The sequence below is a fragment of the Bacillus clarus genome (assembly GCF_000746925.1).
GTDB lineage: Bacteria > Bacillota > Bacilli > Bacillales > Bacillaceae_G > Bacillus_A > Bacillus_A clarus.
Genome location: NZ_JMQC01000008.1, coordinates 460230 through 476403 on the forward strand (window position 1 = coordinate 460230; position 16174 = coordinate 476403).

Annotated in this window: 19 protein-coding genes and 3 pseudogenes; 8 read left to right on the forward strand and 14 right to left on the reverse strand. The window is 35.2% G+C overall.

Annotation, left to right across the window (positions count from 1 at the left end; all coding sequences use genetic code 11):
• The first annotated feature begins 233 nt into the window (after positions 1 to 233).
• A complete protein-coding gene (gene sspO / locus DJ93_RS03060) occupies positions 234 to 383 on the forward strand; it encodes a small acid-soluble spore protein O (protein WP_042979137.1) in 150 nt (49 codons plus the stop codon).
• A 36-nt stretch (positions 384 to 419) separates the two neighbouring features.
• Here sspO and pdaB read toward each other — a convergent pair whose 3' ends face one another.
• Together pdaB and DJ93_RS03070 are read right to left on the reverse strand one after the other, a co-directional pair.
• Complete coding sequence (gene pdaB, locus DJ93_RS03065) at positions 420 to 1145, reverse strand: polysaccharide deacetylase family sporulation protein PdaB (RefSeq protein ID WP_117287945.1); 726 nt, start codon at positions 1143 to 1145, stop codon at positions 420 to 422.
• A gap of 46 nt (positions 1146 to 1191) precedes the next feature.
• Entirely contained in the window at positions 1192 to 1455 is a 264-nt protein-coding gene (locus tag DJ93_RS03070) for a hypothetical protein (RefSeq protein WP_042979138.1), read from the reverse strand.
• A gap of 123 nt (positions 1456 to 1578) precedes the next feature.
• On the opposite strand from DJ93_RS03070, the gene DJ93_RS03075 reads away from it, so the two are divergent.
• Both DJ93_RS03075 and DJ93_RS03080 read left to right on the forward strand, forming a co-directional pair.
• The gene (locus DJ93_RS03075; protein ID WP_042979139.1) at positions 1579 to 1722 is read left to right on the forward strand and encodes a small acid-soluble spore protein P; all 144 of its coding nucleotides are present in this window, start codon (positions 1579 to 1581) and stop codon (positions 1720 to 1722) included.
• Positions 1723 to 1865: 143 nt separating this feature from the next.
• Positions 1866 to 2264 carry an Hsp20/alpha crystallin family protein gene (locus tag DJ93_RS03080; protein WP_042979140.1) on the forward strand — a complete coding sequence of 133 codons (399 nt, stop codon included), beginning with the start codon at positions 1866 to 1868 and terminating at the stop codon, positions 2262 to 2264.
• A 46-nt stretch (positions 2265 to 2310) separates the two neighbouring features.
• Here DJ93_RS03080 and DJ93_RS03085 read toward each other — a convergent pair whose 3' ends face one another.
• Both DJ93_RS03085 and DJ93_RS03090 read right to left on the reverse strand, forming a co-directional pair.
• A complete protein-coding gene (locus DJ93_RS03085) occupies positions 2311 to 3549 on the reverse strand; it encodes an MDR family MFS transporter (RefSeq protein ID WP_042979141.1) in 1239 nt (412 codons plus the stop codon).
• A gap of 77 nt (positions 3550 to 3626) precedes the next feature.
• Positions 3627 to 4025 (reverse strand): hypothetical protein, encoded by a 399-nt coding sequence (locus DJ93_RS03090; RefSeq protein ID WP_080743328.1) that lies wholly within the window; start codon positions 4023 to 4025, stop codon positions 3627 to 3629.
• A gap of 131 nt (positions 4026 to 4156) precedes the next feature.
• On the opposite strand from DJ93_RS03090, the gene DJ93_RS03095 reads away from it, so the two are divergent.
• Positions 4157 to 5359, forward strand: a complete 1203-nt coding sequence (locus DJ93_RS03095; protein ID WP_152569953.1) for an alanyl-tRNA editing protein — start codon at positions 4157 to 4159, stop codon at positions 5357 to 5359.
• Positions 5360 to 5392: 33 nt separating this feature from the next.
• Here the strand turns inward: DJ93_RS03095 and DJ93_RS03100 are convergent.
• A pseudogene (locus DJ93_RS03100) lies at positions 5393 to 5575 on the reverse strand (hypothetical protein); the annotation flags it as partial.
• On the opposite strand from DJ93_RS03100, the pseudogene DJ93_RS33620 reads away from it, so the two are divergent.
• A pseudogene (locus tag DJ93_RS33620) lies at positions 5569 to 5705 on the forward strand (DUF6434 domain-containing protein); the annotation flags it as partial. The pseudogenes DJ93_RS03100 and DJ93_RS33620 overlap by 7 nt on opposite strands.
• A 12-nt stretch (positions 5706 to 5717) precedes the next feature.
• Here DJ93_RS33620 and DJ93_RS03105 read toward each other — a convergent pair.
• The 6 genes and pseudogenes from DJ93_RS03105 to DJ93_RS03130 form a co-directional block, all read right to left on the reverse strand.
• On the reverse strand, positions 5718 to 6815 hold the full coding sequence (locus DJ93_RS03105) for an acetyl-CoA C-acyltransferase (protein WP_042979144.1): 1098 nt from the start codon (positions 6813 to 6815) through the stop codon (positions 5718 to 5720).
• Complete coding sequence (locus tag DJ93_RS03110; protein ID WP_042979145.1) at positions 6808 to 8271, reverse strand: acyl-CoA synthetase; 1464 nt, start codon at positions 8269 to 8271, stop codon at positions 6808 to 6810. The genes DJ93_RS03105 and DJ93_RS03110 overlap by 8 nt, the downstream gene beginning before the upstream one ends.
• A gap of 62 nt (positions 8272 to 8333) precedes the next feature.
• The gene (locus DJ93_RS03115; RefSeq protein WP_042979146.1) at positions 8334 to 8909 is read right to left on the reverse strand and encodes a biotin transporter BioY; all 576 of its coding nucleotides are present in this window, start codon (positions 8907 to 8909) and stop codon (positions 8334 to 8336) included.
• Between the two features lie 124 nt (positions 8910 to 9033).
• Entirely contained in the window at positions 9034 to 10647 is a 1614-nt protein-coding gene (locus DJ93_RS03120) for a long-chain fatty acid--CoA ligase (protein WP_042979147.1), read from the reverse strand.
• 202 nt (positions 10648 to 10849) lie between these two features.
• Positions 10850 to 11638, reverse strand: a pseudogene (locus DJ93_RS03125) (helix-turn-helix domain-containing protein).
• A gap of 454 nt (positions 11639 to 12092) precedes the next feature.
• The gene (locus tag DJ93_RS03130) at positions 12093 to 12296 is read right to left on the reverse strand and encodes a hypothetical protein (protein ID WP_042979148.1); all 204 of its coding nucleotides are present in this window, start codon (positions 12294 to 12296) and stop codon (positions 12093 to 12095) included.
• Between the two features lie 153 nt (positions 12297 to 12449).
• On the opposite strand from DJ93_RS03130, the gene DJ93_RS03135 reads away from it, so the two are divergent.
• Positions 12450 to 13262 (forward strand): GNAT family N-acetyltransferase, encoded by an 813-nt coding sequence (locus DJ93_RS03135; RefSeq protein WP_042979149.1) that lies wholly within the window; start codon positions 12450 to 12452, stop codon positions 13260 to 13262.
• 171 nt (positions 13263 to 13433) lie between these two features.
• On the forward strand, positions 13434 to 13646 hold the full coding sequence (locus DJ93_RS03140) for a CsbD family protein (RefSeq protein WP_042979150.1): 213 nt from the start codon (positions 13434 to 13436) through the stop codon (positions 13644 to 13646).
• Between the two features lie 20 nt (positions 13647 to 13666).
• On the opposite strand, the gene DJ93_RS03145 is transcribed toward DJ93_RS03140, so the two are convergent.
• From DJ93_RS03145 to DJ93_RS03155, 3 genes are read right to left on the reverse strand one after another with little or no spacing between them, the layout of a single operon-like run.
• A complete protein-coding gene (locus DJ93_RS03145) occupies positions 13667 to 13915 on the reverse strand; it encodes a DUF2164 domain-containing protein (protein WP_042979151.1) in 249 nt (82 codons plus the stop codon).
• Between the two features lie 20 nt (positions 13916 to 13935).
• Positions 13936 to 14388, reverse strand: a complete 453-nt coding sequence (locus DJ93_RS03150; RefSeq protein ID WP_042979152.1) for a peptidoglycan recognition protein family protein — start codon at positions 14386 to 14388, stop codon at positions 13936 to 13938.
• A 17-nt stretch (positions 14389 to 14405) separates the two neighbouring features.
• Positions 14406 to 15209 (reverse strand): protein phosphatase 2C domain-containing protein, encoded by an 804-nt coding sequence (locus DJ93_RS03155; protein ID WP_042979153.1) that lies wholly within the window; start codon positions 15207 to 15209, stop codon positions 14406 to 14408.
• Between the two features lie 145 nt (positions 15210 to 15354).
• Between DJ93_RS03155 and DJ93_RS03160 the strand changes: the two genes are divergently transcribed.
• Entirely contained in the window at positions 15355 to 16164 is an 810-nt protein-coding gene (locus tag DJ93_RS03160; RefSeq protein ID WP_042979154.1) for a YitT family protein, read from the forward strand.
• The last annotated feature ends 10 nt before the right edge of the window (positions 16165 to 16174 follow it).

The window sequence follows — 16174 nt, forward strand, 5'->3', positions numbered from 1 at the left end:
TTCAATACCTTACGATAATATCTTATTACAACTTTCTAAATAAGTAAATAATAAGAAACTTATAGATAATCATAAGTTTTCTTTATCTTTCTAAATTTGAATAGTGTTCATGTTCCTTATGAATACTATTACCATAAAGTAAAGCGCTCTTTCAGCACTCTACTTTCATGTTCACACTTAGTATAAGCAACTCACGATTCAACCTGTAAAATATATTATAGAGGTGAGAAAAAATGGGTAAACGAAAAGCAAACCATGCCATTCCAGGTATGAATGCTGCATCTGCACAAGGGCAAGGAACTGGATATAATGAAGAATTCGCAAACGAGCCTTTAACACCTGCGCAGCGACAAAATAATAAAAAACGAAAAAAGAATCAGTAACGAAAAATCCCAAAAGGATTACCTTTTGGGATTTTTTTAATGCTTATAGCGTAACAGCTCCGAAACTTTTACAAATCGATATCCTTGCTTTTGAAGCTCTGGTAAAATTTTTGCTAGCGCCGCCACCGTTTGACTACGGTCGTTTCCTCCGTCATGCAACAATACAATATCTCCGCTTTTTGCATTTTTTATAACGTGATTCACGATGGATTCAGTTCCTGGGTTTGCCCAATCACGCGGATCTTGATGCCATGACCAGAGAACGATTTGATATCCCGCTTCTTTTGCCGTTGTAAATACAGCATCATTAATATATCCACCTGGAGGACGGAACAACAAAGGCTCCTTCACCCATTTTCTAAAGTATTTCTTCCCATCTAAAATATCACTTTTTAGTTTTTCGTCAGATGCGTTGTTTGCATACAAATGATTCATCGTGTGATTTCCGATTTCATGTCCTTCTTTCAACACTTGATGTACTAAATTCGGATTACGCTGAACTCGAAAACCAATCATAAAAAAAGTCGCTTCCGCGTTATATTGACGTAATAAATTTAACACTTGCGGTGTATATGTTGGATCTGGCCCATCATCAAATGTAATCGCAATAATTTTTTCATTGTTCGGTACTTCCCATGTTACATAACCAGTTGGCTCTAGTTCTTTTCTTAGCAACATTTTCGCTTCCACTTTGTCCACTTGAAATATATGTACTGCACAAATTAAAGAAAAAATTGATAGAATAATTTTTCGTTTCAGCATAGTAGTCCTAAGAGTAATGAGGTTGTTGAATTCACAACAACCCCTTTTACTCTTCTAATTGACCTACATCTCGCAAAATGTTTTGGAGATTATTTTCATATTGCTCAAGCTGTGGACGTTGTGTTTCTGATGCTACTTCAAGGGCATTTTGAATCTGTTCGTACGCCTCCTGAACTTCTTGACGTAACTCTTTTAAATCATGGCCGTAATTCGGATCATTTTTCACAATATTGTTGAATATATTTTCCGCTTGAACAACTCCTTGCTGTGCAGCTTGAAAAGCTTGTTGTTTATTTTTATGATGCGGCATATACCTTCCCCTTTCTACAATAATAGTTAGTCCCACTTATCTTTACCTTTTTTTCTAAAAACATTCTCGTATAAATTTTTAAACTTCTCTCATTCTAAATATGAAAGGAAGGTGTAGCTAACAATGGGAAAAAACAATAATAAATCTATTCGCCAAAATTCAGAAAAGGGGCAGTCTTCTGGACAACCAGAACCTTTAAGCGGATCACACAAAGTGAAAAACCGAAATCATTCTCGACAAAAAAACCATGCACATCATGACATGTAAATAAACAGACAATGCACGTGCACTGCCTTTCCCACATAAGATATTTATATTACATTTTTCATTTATATTCTTGTTTATCTTTCACCCCTACTTTCTTCATGCATATCATAGTATGAATTGAGATTTTACGGAGGGTGCCCTACATGGACAAGGACAAGAAAAAGAAGAATTGTCTTTTTCGTGTTGACGGTTTCGAAGAATGGATGGATCAATTTTGCTCCGATTCTTATACCAACCTTAGTTTTCCAAATTATATTCATATTGACCTTTGTGAAACAGAACAAGAATATATTTTAGAAACGGACGTACCAAATGTGACGGAACAAAATGTACTCATAAAAAAGATGGAGACAGGCCTAAACATTTATATACTTTATAACAACGCTTCCTTACAACGAATCATTCCTTTACCGACTAGCATTATTTATAAGAAAATGTTAGCATGCCTAGAAAACGGATTTTTAGCCATTCATATTTCCAAAAACGAAGTCGCCAATAAACATGAAAATAAAGTTCTTTTTTCAAATGAAAGATTGATATAAATACAAAACTAAGACCCAACAAACTAAACGTTTGTTGGGTCTTATGTTATTTCGCATGTATTTCTGTTTTGGAATCTTCAATATATCTTTTTTTCAATAAACTTTTCGTAACGAAAAGTACCGGAAATGCTACTGTTGAAAAAATAGCTAATATAAGAAATACAACAAAACCATTTTGATATCCATAATGATCGAGCAGTATCCCGCCAAACCACGGCCCAATTACTCCTCCAATCCCTGAAAAACCCATAGCCCCAAAATATGTCCCTTTCAAATGAGGCGCAGCGATATCGTCAATAAATACGTCTGTCATTGAAAACATTAATACTTCTCCTATTGTAAAAATAATTGTACAAATAGCCGCACCTAATATCGATTCTACCATTCCGAATCCGAATAATCCCCCACTCACAAATAGCGTACCAATAATAATAGATGCTAATGGTGTATACCTTTTACACATTTGAATAACAGGGTATTGAATGGCTACTACGACAATTGCATTTACAGTTAGCATGTAGGAGAATAACTTTACCCCATCTTCAAATATATGTGCGTTTGCAAAATATTGAGATACCGTCGTTGTCAAATGTGAAAAACCACTATTGCTCAAAATAATACCAATTAAAGCAACTAAAAATACTATATCTTTCCGTAATATGCTAATCGCCTTTAACATTGTAACAGGCTCTTCTACATTCCCTTTTTCTTCTCCAGGTGGATACTTTTTGAATTGAAACGATAATACCACTGTGTATAAAATGTATACTCCGGCTGCTACTAAAAATGGAATTGTTGATTTTGCACTTCCAAGCTGTAATCCAACAAGTGGACCGACGGCTACCCCGACATTTACCGCACCATACCGTAAATTGTACGCAAGTAAACGATACTCCGGTTTTGTTAAATCGGATAATAAGGCTCTTGATGTCGGCTCAAAAAAAGAACGACATAAGCCATTTAAAGCGTTTAATAGGAGGAAACTTAAAACATGATCCGCGACTGAAAATCCTATAAATACAAAAATCCAAACGATAATAGACCACATCATAATCGATTTCCGACCAAATCGATCCGATAAATTACCACCAATAAAACTAGCAAAAACCCCAACAAGTGCACTTGTTCCAATGATAGCACCAGTCATTCCAGCCGATACCCCTTTAACAGTCGTTAAATAAATTGCTAAAAAAGGAATACTCATTGAAGTGGCAAACCTTGCAAATAAAGTCCCTATAATAATGGTCATTCCAAGCGGATGAATATGTTGTAACTTCCCCTTCATCTTTAAACCTACTCTCCCTTTCCCTACATAAAAAAAGAAAGCAAAGGACCTGCTTCCTTTTTCTATACTTGAGATGTTTATACCTGAGCTGTTCTCGTTATATCCATATCAATTCCATATGTAAACTGTAATTCTTTACAAACATCTTTAATTAAAATAGCTACATTATACTTTTCATTAAATTCCAAAACTATGCTTTCTACTTCTTCATATGTATACTTATATTCACCAGTAATTACACTTTTTAAATCAAAGCATTCATTAATACAAAGTTGGACGAGTAGTTTATCATACATAACTATCACATCTTCTTTTTTCCATAGTAATTCTTTTACATATAACCGATCAAATTTCACACTTTCTCGATTACATTCCGTTAAAATCCGGGTCATTTCATTTAATTCTCGATATAATTCGGAAATATTTGTGTTGAGACGAAGCAGTTTATCTACACCGTTTTCATATAGCATTTTCATTCCACCCCCGCATTTTCTTTCTCTTATTATAGCAAGAAAATTCTAAAAATAGTTTCTTTCTTCTGAAATATTGGGAAACTTATTTCGATTACATTACAATGAAACTAGTGAATGAGAAAGGGGCAAGAGAAGTGAAGCAAAAATTATATTACACTGATGCTTATCAGCAAGACTTTACAGCTACAATAATAAAGCAAGATTATGATACAGAAGGAAACTTATTTGCTGTTTTAAGTGAAACAGCTTTTTATCCGACAGGTGGTGGACAACCACATGATATTGGAACATTAAATGACGTTTTCGTAAACAATGTTGAAGAGGTAGATGGAGAAATTCGTCATTTTATATTAGAACCATTACATACAGAAGAGGTAAAAGGTCAAATCGATTGGCAACACCGTTTTGATCATATGCAGCAACACGCAGCACAGCACATTTTATCTGCTGCTTTTTGGGATCACTTTAACATACCGACAATTGGGTTCCACCTTGGAAAAGAAATCGTAACAATTGATTTAGAAACGGCTAACCTCTCTGCGGAAACTGTCGAAAAGGCAGTACAAATCGCAAATCAAATTGTTTTTGAAAACCACCCTATCCGTATTGAGTGGATGAACTTAGAGGAAGCAAAAAAATTCCCTCTCCGAAAAGAGCCAACTATGTCAGAGGATATACGTGTTGTAATCATCGAAAACTATGATTACAACGGCTGTGGTGGAACACACCCGAAACGTACAGGAGAAGTAGGTCCTATTCAAGTGCTTAGTTGGGAACGCAATAAAGGTGGGATACGCTTAACCTTTATCGCTGGTTGGCGCTCTCTTAAATTAATGGGACAACATCAACAAATTATTAAAGATGTTTCGAAGCAATTAAACAGTAGTGAAAACGATATTCCAGCAAAAGTAGCACAGCTTCTTACATCTCAAAAAGAAAGCGAAAAAGCAGTACAAGCAATGAATGAAAAATTATTATTTGTAGAGGCAAATGAACTATTACAACAATCGGAAGAAATACATGCTGGAATACTTATGTCCAACGTATTTACAAATCGCTCTATGCAAGAAATCGCAAAACTATCTGCTATCATTACAGAACAACAAGAACATGCAATCACATATTTCGTCATTGAAAGCGATGAAAAACTACAATGCATCCTTACTTGTGGTAAAGCAGTGACACTCAATATGAATACACTTTTAAAAGATGCCCTTCCTTCTATTGAAGGAAAAGGCGGTGGGAATCAAAAGAGTGCTCGCGGTGGTGGGAAAGCCATTATAACTGGGGACGAGTTTTTAAATCAGCTCGTTCATTCTTTACAAAAAACAGTTTAAACTATTTTATAAAGGATAGCTTTATGCTATCCTTTATATGTTTTTACAAACCAATATTTGTTTTGATCCCTGATAACTCCCCGCATTAGGAAACCCTTCATATGTCAGTTTAATGAACGTTTCTGAGAAACCATAACGGCTTAATTCTAAGACTGGTACCATTTGCACATCGTGAATTGGATTATGATCAAATCCATTAGATGGAAGCTCAATTTGAATACAATCGTTTTACATGTGCTTTTTTCGAAGACCCCTCTAACAAATGAAAAACTTCATCTGATGCTATCTCCGCTTAAAAAAAATTAAATCACAACCTGGCAGCAACTCTTACGTTCCCAAAAAGTAGAAAGCTAAATTTCTATCCCTCTACTTTTTCAAATAATAGAGCAAGCCCTATTCCTCCGCCAATCCCCAATGTCGCCACTACATATTTCACATTCTCTCTTCTTGCTTGATAAAACAAACGCGCTACCAGCATAGCTCCAGACGCACCGTACGGATGACCAAGTGCAATTGCACCACCATTTACATTTAACTTTTCATACGGAATTTGTAACGTTTGTGCACATGCGACAACTTTAGCAGCGAACGCTTCATTCATTTCAATAGAATCAATATCTTCTATTACTAAATTCATTTCTCCCAGCAGTTTTTGCATGGCAAATATCGGACCAGTTCCTGGAAGGTTTGGGTCCACTCCAACTACAGCGCTATGAACGAAACGAAGAACAGGCTTATATCCTAATTCCCGAGCCTGTTCTTCTTCCATTACAAGAACAGCACATGCTCCATCATTTACACCACACGAATTGCCTGCTGTTACCGTTCCATTTTGTAAAAATACAGGCTTTGTTCTCTTAATCATCCTTTCATAATTCATTTCTCGCTTTACTGCTTCATCCAGTATTCCGTTAAAATAACTAGGTAATATCTCTTCTTGTATATATTCTTTTTCTAATGCTTGTAATGTCCGTTTATAGCTAAGACAAGCATATTCATCTTGCATCTCTTTTGTTATGTTATACCGCTCTGCAACATACTCAGCTGCTAATCCCATATCAGGATTTCCTATGCTATCCGGTGAAAAACGTGCTCTATTCTTAAAAAGTGAGGTACTCGTACTTTCTACTCCTCCAGCGATATAACAATTACCTGCACCACCTTGAATAAGATGACATGCGGTGCGAATTGCTTCTAAGCCAGCGCCGCATTGCCGATCAATCGTCACACCAGGAATATGATAACCAAGTCCCGCTTCTAAAGCAGATAATCTTGCAACGTTACCTCCTGGACCAACGACATTCCCTAATATGACATCATCTATTTCTCGCTCAATTCCTTCACTCAAACATGCAAGAAGCGGTGCAGCTAATTGCTGAACTTCATAATCTCTCAACATCCCATTTTTCTTGCCAATGGGCGTCCTTTTCACTTCTACAATAACCGCTCTATTCATATATCTTCTCCTGATTTTCAATAATACTTTTTGCTGCAATGCGAGCTATCTTCCCGCTACTTGTATAAGGTATTTCATCTACAAAATACCAATCTTTAGGGATTTTAAAAGATGATAATCGTTGTAAGCAAAAGCTCTTTAATTGTTGCTTTGTAGCACTTCCTTTTACGATAGCGACAGGCTTTTCACCCCAATAACTATCTTTTATACCAACAACCACGATTTCTTCAACTGCCGGATGAGTATATAACAAACTTTCTATTTCTTCTGGGTAAATATTAATTCCTCCAAATAGAATCATATTTTTTTCTCTACCAACTATATATATAAAGGCTTCCTCATCTTGATACCCTACATCATGCACTGTCATCCAGCCATCTTCGGTTAGCCCTGGAACTAAAACACCATCCGATACATATCCCATAAAAAACTGATCACTTTTCACATAAACAGTTCCTATCTCACCTCTCTTCAGTTCTACACCTGCTTTATTACATATTCGAACTTGTACATTATGACAAGGTTTCCCTACTGAATTAGGTTTTCTTTCGCTCTCTTCATCGATTAACGCTGTTACAAAACTCAGCTCAGATGCACCATAAAATTCGTATTTTTTTGCATAAGGAAATACACTCTTTATCTTTTCTTTCGCTTCCGCTTCCCACTTCGATCCTGACGAAATAATTTTCATTTCATTCCCTATTACTTTATTTTCTTTATACAAAGACTCAAGCATTGTAGGGACTGTGTACATTACCGAAATATTCTCAGTTTCTAAGCTACATAACACTTGCTCTGGAATAAACTTTCTCATAACGTGTACAGTTTGTCCTAAATAGAGCGCACTTATCGCCCCATATAAGAACAAGGAATGCACAAGTGTCCCAGCTATTAAAATAGAATCTGTAGTTTTCATATGAAAGTCATGCAAATTACAATCAAAACTATGGACCCACGATTGTTGCGCACGTAAAAACGCCTTTGCCTTTCCAGTCGATCCTGATGTAAATCCCATATAAAAAGGAATATTTTTCACACTTTCTAACGGGTGATATGTAGGAAGATAATTCCCTATCATTTGTTTCCATTCATCAATCGGAAGTACTTTTCCTTCTTTCCCTGATATATCATTTAACCTATACTGTTCGGTAACAATAATATCCGGGTTACTGAGCGCTATTCTCTCCTTAAGTTCCTCTCGTTTCCATTTTATATCCAGTGGCACACAAACCCATCCAGCCATTGCAGCCCCTGTGAATATTTGTAAAAATTCAATACGATTTTCTAAAACAATTGCTATTGTTTTATTCTTTGCATCTATTTCATTTAACCAATTTGCTACTTTACAAATCGATTCAAACCACCCTTTATATGTTATAACTCTTTCATTTTCTTGAATTGCTATTTTATTCGGCTGTAAAGAGGCATGCTTTTTATATTCTTTCGTAATCCCCATGTCAGACGTCCTTTCTTTACAAAATAACAAAAAGAAACACGCAAGTAACGTGTTTCTTCTCTTTATCTAGCATTTGAAAAATTCTCATTCTTTAAAGCAGGCGTACTAATATGTTTCAATGAACGATGTAATTTTGTTACGAGAATTGCGGCAATAATCACTTTCATACAATCACCTGGTAAAAACACGACACTCACTTTCAGCGTTTCCCATATGGAAACATCCATTACGAAAGCTTGTACAATGATACCAAATACATAAACAACGAAAATACCACCAATTATATTAATACATAATACTTTTATAATAGAAACTTTGTGTAAACGCTCAATGAAATAACCAATTACAAATGCTCCAACAATATAACCGAGTAAATATCCTGCACTCGGACCAACAAATACTCCTGGACCTCCACGTCCACCCGCTAATAGAGGCGCTCCTGCCCCTACAATAAGTAAAAATATCAGCTGACTTAATGCACCAAGACGAGATCCTAACAATCCCCCCGCAAGCATAACACCAAGCGATTGTAATGTGATAGGAACCGGTGTAATAGAAAGAGCAATCGGAGGTATTAATCCCAGTACCCCCATGATAGAACTAAATACAGCGACGAAAACTAAGTTTTTTATATTCATGTTTATTTCTCCTGTTTGTAAACTAAAAGTATATTTAAGATAACATATTACAGATATTATCTTCCTGTCGGTATTTTGTCAACCTTGAATATCATTAAGTTTACAAATAAGATTCTTTTTAAATTCATTCCCCTTTATGCAAATGCTCGAGCTCTTTCCGAAGCGCCTGTTTTAAAAACTTCCCAACAGATGTTTTCGGTATTTCCTCCATAAATACAATATCATCTGGTAACCACCACTTTGCAAACTGTGGTTTTAAAAACTCATATAGCTCCTCTTTTGTAACAGCGTTATTTTTCTTTTGAACAACGCAAGCAACTGGACGCTCTTGCCATTGCGGGTGAGGCACTGCAACGACAGCTGCTTCAAATATAGCGTCATGTGCCATTAAAGCATTTTCAAGATCAACTGAGGAAATCCATTCTCCTCCGCTTTTAATAACATCCTTCGTACGATCAACAATCTTTACGCATCCTTCCTCATCAACTGTAACGACATCTCCAGTATATAACCAACCGTCACGAAAACCTTCCACCGTACGCTCATCGTTATAATAGCTTGCAGCGATCCATGGTGCTCGTAAACATAATTCTCCCATTTCCGTACCATCCCACTTCACTTCGCCATCGGCACCAACTACCTTCATCTCTACACCAGGGACAAGATATCCTTGCTTCGAGCGAATCTCAAGTTGCTCTTCATACGATAAATCTGTTTCATAACTTTTTAGACGTGCAAGCGTTACGAGTGGACTTGTTTCAGTCATGCCATATGCATGTACGAAAGGAACATTATATTTCTGCTCAAATGCCTTAATAACACTTTTCGGTGCTGCTGCACCCCCGCATAGTATTCTTTTCATACTAGATAAATCGTAACTATTATTTTCTAACTCTTGTAAAACACCGAGCCAAATTGTCGGTACACCTGCTGCTAACGTCACTTTTTCAGTTTGAATCATTTCTAATAAAATTTTCGGAGTAAACATTGGTCCCGGAAGAACTTGTTTTGCCCCAAACCAAGTAGCCGCAAAAGGAAGTCCCCAAGCGTTCACATGAAACATCGGCACAATAGCCATCGCTGCATCACTTTCAGATAAAGCTGCTGTATCGGCTAAACCGAGCGCCATACAGTGCAACACTGTACTACGATGTGTATAAACAACACCTTTTGGATTTCCTGTAGTTGCTGACGTATAACACATACCAGCTGGTGTATTTTCATCAATATCTTTTACAAATTGGAAATCCGGATCACCTTCTGCTAAAAGTTTCTCATAATGGTATACAGGCTCCAGTGTAGTTTTTGGGAGTTCATCTTTATCAGTCATAACAATATAAGCCTGTACAGTAGATAATTCAGATTGAATATTTTCAATGAGCGGTACAAGGTCTTCATCAATAAGTAAAATGCGGTCTTCTGCATGCTGAATAATGTAAGAAATATGTTGAGGAGATAAACGAATATTAATTGTGTGCAAAACTGAAGCAATACCTGGAATAGCAAAATATGCTTCTACATGTCGATGATGATTCCACGCTAACGTTCCTATGCGCTCGCCTTCTTTAATCCCAAGTTTTTTTAACGCACTTGACAGTCTTCTTGCCCTTTCTCCTAACTGTTTATACGTTAACGTCGTAACTGTATCATGTGTCCGTGAAATGATTTCTTTCTTCGGGAATAGTTTTTCTGCCCTTTCCATCATAGAACTAATTGTTAGCGGTACATTCATCATCATATTGTTTACAGCCTCCTTTAAAGCGTTTTCATTTCTGTATATTATAACAGAATCCTACAAATAATTACGATATTTTTCTGTATTTTCTGAATTATTTCTTTGGAAATAATTCAGAAAATACAATTTCATTCAATACATACTTTATATAAAAATAAAAAACATGCTCTGAACACAACTCATTCAAAACATGTTTCTCTCCTATCTAAAAACTATCTACCTTTTTTCTCACTTTCTTTTTTAGTTTAAAAATGAAACGATTACTATATTCTTCATTTTCAACCAAAAGTCTATACGTTTCTAACACTCCTAACACACGAATAAAAAGATAGAAACCGATAGCAATAAGAACAACACAGTACGGATAGTACTGTACTAACTCTCCTGAAGTGATACGCTTTTTCTCAAACAAAAATGGTATTGCTCCCGCTGCTATGAAACAAAATCCAACGATCATTACTACAGCATACTTCTTTTTAATAGTTTCATACCTTTTTGTCAATTCTTTTAGAAAGTTTTGATCAAATAGTAGTGCTTCTTTTTTTAGTACATTATATCGACTCTCTTCTATAGTTGCAGGTACCATAATAGTTCCAATTCCAAGAACAGCAATAATAATAACAAGAAATGTAGACATTGTTGGATCTTGCTTAAAAATCAAATACGGTATAGTAGATAAAATAAGCAAACTAAATCCTAAAGCGATATATTTAGAAATTTTTTGTCCATACACTACATACCCTTCTGCCATTTCCTTACTTGCGTAATAAGTATGTTCATTTTCATTACTTTGCTCAGCAGTATCCTTTAATAAATAATCTAGAGATACTTCAAATACATTTCCAATCATTAATAGTTTTTCAGTTTCAGGAAACCCTTGACCATTTTCCCATTTACCAATTGCCTATCTTGTCGTGTTTAATTTCTCAGCTAATGCTTCTTGAGAAAGACCTTTTTCTTTTCTTAATTTAAAAAATTTCTCACCAAATCCCATCTATATATCCTCCTTTGTTTTCTTAACTAAATTGTACGTAAACATTACTCCTATCTCTATCTTCCTACAGTTGTATTTTGTCAACTTACGGTTGCGATTATGTTATGTAGGGTGTTTCCACCCTATATTTTGACTTCACAATACACATTATTTTTTTCTAATACTAAAGTATAACAATACCGAAAACAGTTGCTCTTAATAATAGCTTTAACTGTCCTTTCATTAAAAAAAGAGAGACCCTTAGACAAAGATTATCCAAGGGGAAAACAGCGTAACATTTTTATAAACCTTCTCTATTTTTCGTTTCACCCAGCGATATATGTACCCCTATGCAATATAAGCTGCCAATTCTTTACCTAAATCATATTCGTATATATGTAAAACATCACTTATATCAATTTCCTTAATATAAGATGATTCATAAACAAGTTTGGATATAACCATTTTTCAATCATCATAACGGTTTCTGTTTAAACTTTTGATAGTTTCGTACCTTTAACAAAAGTATACTGCCACAATCTGTACAAATGTAAGCATCTACCGGGGATGATGTAAACATTGTCTCCTTTTTCCGTATTTGTGCATATCCGACAAACTCACCTTCTCCTATATTATGAGAACCACAATAAGAGCATGTCTGCACGTCTTGCTTTTTCATGAAAGCACCACCTTTAATCTGTTTCTACTCCCTTCGACGACGCACTTCCATTTCCCTTCCAAAAATCTTCTTATTCTCTTAAATTACAACAGGAATCCTAGCATAAAAAATCGTATATGTACTATGTATTACATTTATTGATGGAGGAATTTTATGAGTACTATTATGACACTCGATACAGCTAAAGACATCGAAAGCGCAGAAATTGATATGTTATTATCTAGATTAACAGTCTTACAAACAATCCCTGGGAATCCAATGCAAATACAAATAGAAAGATTCGGAAATGCTACTGCATTTTCTTCAAAAGTAATTGCGGGTCCTACCTTTAATACAGTAAAGGGTATTACATTTACAAATACAGATGAAATCGGTGAAATCATCTCTTATTATCATTCATTAGAAATTCCTTGTCGCTTTGAAATTACACCAGCTCACGCAAATCCTGAATTATTCCGATATTTATCAGAAAAAGGATTTTATCAATCCAGCTTTCATACTAGTTTATACGGCTTACCGAAATTCAAATTCACTCCTCTTTCTCCAGAATTTTCAATTCGAAGACTGAAAGAACATGAATTTGATATTTTTGCAGACATTTATGTTCGCGGATTTAATATGCCATCCTTTACAAAAGATGGTGTTCGCCAAAATAATGAAATTCTTTACAATCAATCAGGATGGCATTTTTTCGTAGCTGAGATCCAAAATATTCCTGCTGGCATAGGTGTACTTTATATGAATAAAGGTATGGCCTCACTTGCTGCCTCTGCCACTTTACCAAAATTTCAAAAACGCGGCTGTCATACTGCATTAATTCAAAAACGGATTGAGACAGCTATTAAGTCAAATTGCAATTTCATAGTCGGTCAAGCTCGTTTTGGCAGTAGCAGTCAAAATAATATGGAGCGTGCTAGTATGAAAATTGCTTATACAAAATCTATATGGACTCAGAAAGACATATAATTACCTTTCTTTTTCTCCTCATTACAAATATATACATTTTATGACAACTACCTTTCTATGACGGTAATCGTTTGAATATTTAAACCAGTTCTTTTACTCTAATAATAGATACATCATTCAACTTGCAATATGAAAAGTTCATTCTAATCAAACTACAAGGAGGAGAAATGTATGAATAAACATGATCATGGTTTAATAGAAAAAGTAGAAGGTGCTATCGATAAAGTAAAAGGCGAGGTAAAAGAAGTTGTCGGGAAAGTAACCGATAATAAAAAATTACAAGCTGAAGGAAAATGGGATAAAATAAAAGGCAATACAACAAGTACCGTTGGTAATGTAAAAGAGAAAGTACATGAATATAAGGAGCATAAACAAGATAAATAAAAAGAGCCTTTCGGCTCTTTTTATTTCCCTTCACTCTTCTCTAACACATACAAATCTTCTTCAATATTAGATAATTTCTCAGTAATAAGTTTTCTTGCATCTCCAATTGCTTGATTGTATGCATATGGTCCAACTAGCTTTATCATTTCTTCTATTAAGCGTTCTGCTTGAAAACGTCCGATTTCATCTAAATCTTCTTCAGCGAAAAACTGTTGAATTTGCGCTACAAGTTCCTCTTTCTTTTCAACTGGTATTTTTACGTTCATCATAATTATTTACTCCCCTATATTTAAGATAGTGCTTTTCTTAACTCTACCATACAAAAACGATTTCCAGGGCAAGTTTTTGTAACTCCTTCTAATTCACGATGACCAAGTATATTTTCTTTACTTATAGAGAATTGCCTCATGAATACCTTACATAAAGAATACAATGAATTCATTTGTGCAGAAGTAGGATCGTATTTATCAAAATTCCCTGTCATACAAATTCCAATTGTATCGCTATTATGTCCTTTTGCATGAGCTCCAACATGTAAACCACGACCTTCACATACCGTTCCATCTTCCTCAATAAAGTAATTATATCCAATTCCACTCCAGCCTCTTACTTTTTGGTGAAACTCATGTGTTTTATACACATCCCATCCATCTTCTGCCGTATGATGGATAATCAATTTATTTACACTTTCTAAAGGAATCAATTCGTCTTGAAATACTAAATTTACATGTTCAATTTTCATATGAAGCCTCCCCCCTTTTATAAATCAATCATAATCATTGTTTTATCATCTGGTCGAATCCTTTTTTCTTCTTCTAACGCCTCAATTACTGACACGTACTCCTTTATACTATGACTTCTTATATAGTCGACAACTTGTTCAAGCGACCAATCTGGATGAAACAATCCATCTGAACAAATAAATATCCCTCTCACTTCAGCTAACGGCAATATCCCATGTTGTAGCCATTTCATCGCTTCTTTCATACCATTTGCTACTGAATAGCCATTCAGCATATTCGCAAGATAACGATTATATTTCAACTGTTCTCGAATGTTCTGAAAAACATGCTCCTCAGGTACAACGAAACCTTTTTTTCGATCTGCTTCTCTTTTCTTCTTTGCACGTTCACTAATTCCTTTTACCGTATCTCTCGTTAATACTTCCATCTTTCCATTTTGAAGTATTACAACAATCATACAATCTCCTAACTGCGCGTATTCCATACTTTCCCTATCTATTCGAACCGCTGCAATACATGTACACCATAAATGTTCTTTCTTTCTAGTATCAACTTTGTAATCTATCATCTTCTCCTGTAATGCTTCGTTCGCTCGTGCAATCTCCATTTGTAAACTACTTTTATCTTTTAAAGAAGAAAAATAACTTGCAAATAAATGAGACGCAATATATGCTCCATTATGTCCTTTCTCATCACGAAACGGAACGAGTGGTGTTGCACCATCACATACACCATAAATCATAATGTCCTCATTACAAAAAAATGAGTCTTCACACTCTTCTTTCAAAGGACTCTTTTGTTGATACGTTGTAATCTTCATTTCTATACACCCCCAACAAATCATTAAATACTCAAATTATTTTGATTAATCTAATTTTCCGAAATAAACTGTTTTTCCCTAAAACTTTCAACTTCATATATAATCTTGAAATAATATGATTTTTTTAGTGAAGGACGGGAAAAAGATGGTCAGATTTCTTGGTGTTATTATTGGTTCTATTATTATTGCAATTGCCTTTAATCTTTTCCTTATCCCCCACAAAATTTTAAGTAGTGGAATTGGCGGAATTGCTATTATCTTAGGAATTGTAACCCCTGTAAACACAGGAATTATTAACTTCGCATTGAACTTACCTATCCTTATTTTAGGATACATAGGTCTTGGAAAAAAAGTAATTTTTAATACAGTTGTCTCTGTAGTTGTATTATCAGTCGCACTATACTGGATTCCAGTACAAGTCGTGGCAACAGATCCACTTTTATCTTCTGTATTTGGAGGCGTAATTGCTGGAGCGGGAATTGGTCTTGTCTTTAACTGCCACGGTTCAACAGGTGGATTTGATATTATCGGTATGCTACTATCTCGGAAAAAAGATATTAAACTTGGCGGCTTCCTTATTCTTTTAAATACGGTCGTTGTTGTCATTGCAGGATTTTTCTTCGATTGGGATGTAGCATTAACAAGTTTACTTTCAATTTATGTAACTGGTAAAGTAATTGATGCCGTTCATACGAAGCATCGTAAAGTTACACTTATGATTGTAACAAATCAGGCCGAAGAAATGAAAAAGAAACTACTTTCAACTGTGGTACGTGGAATTACACTTCTTGATGGCGAAGGTGCCTATTCAAGTGAAAAAAAGCGTGTACTCATGACTGTTGTTTCACGTGAGGAATTAGCAAGTATGAAACTCACTATTTCTGAAATTGATCCCCATGCGTTCGTGAATATTACAGAAACCGTTGAAGTATTAGGTTTGTTTAGAAAAGTTTAAAAACTAGGTG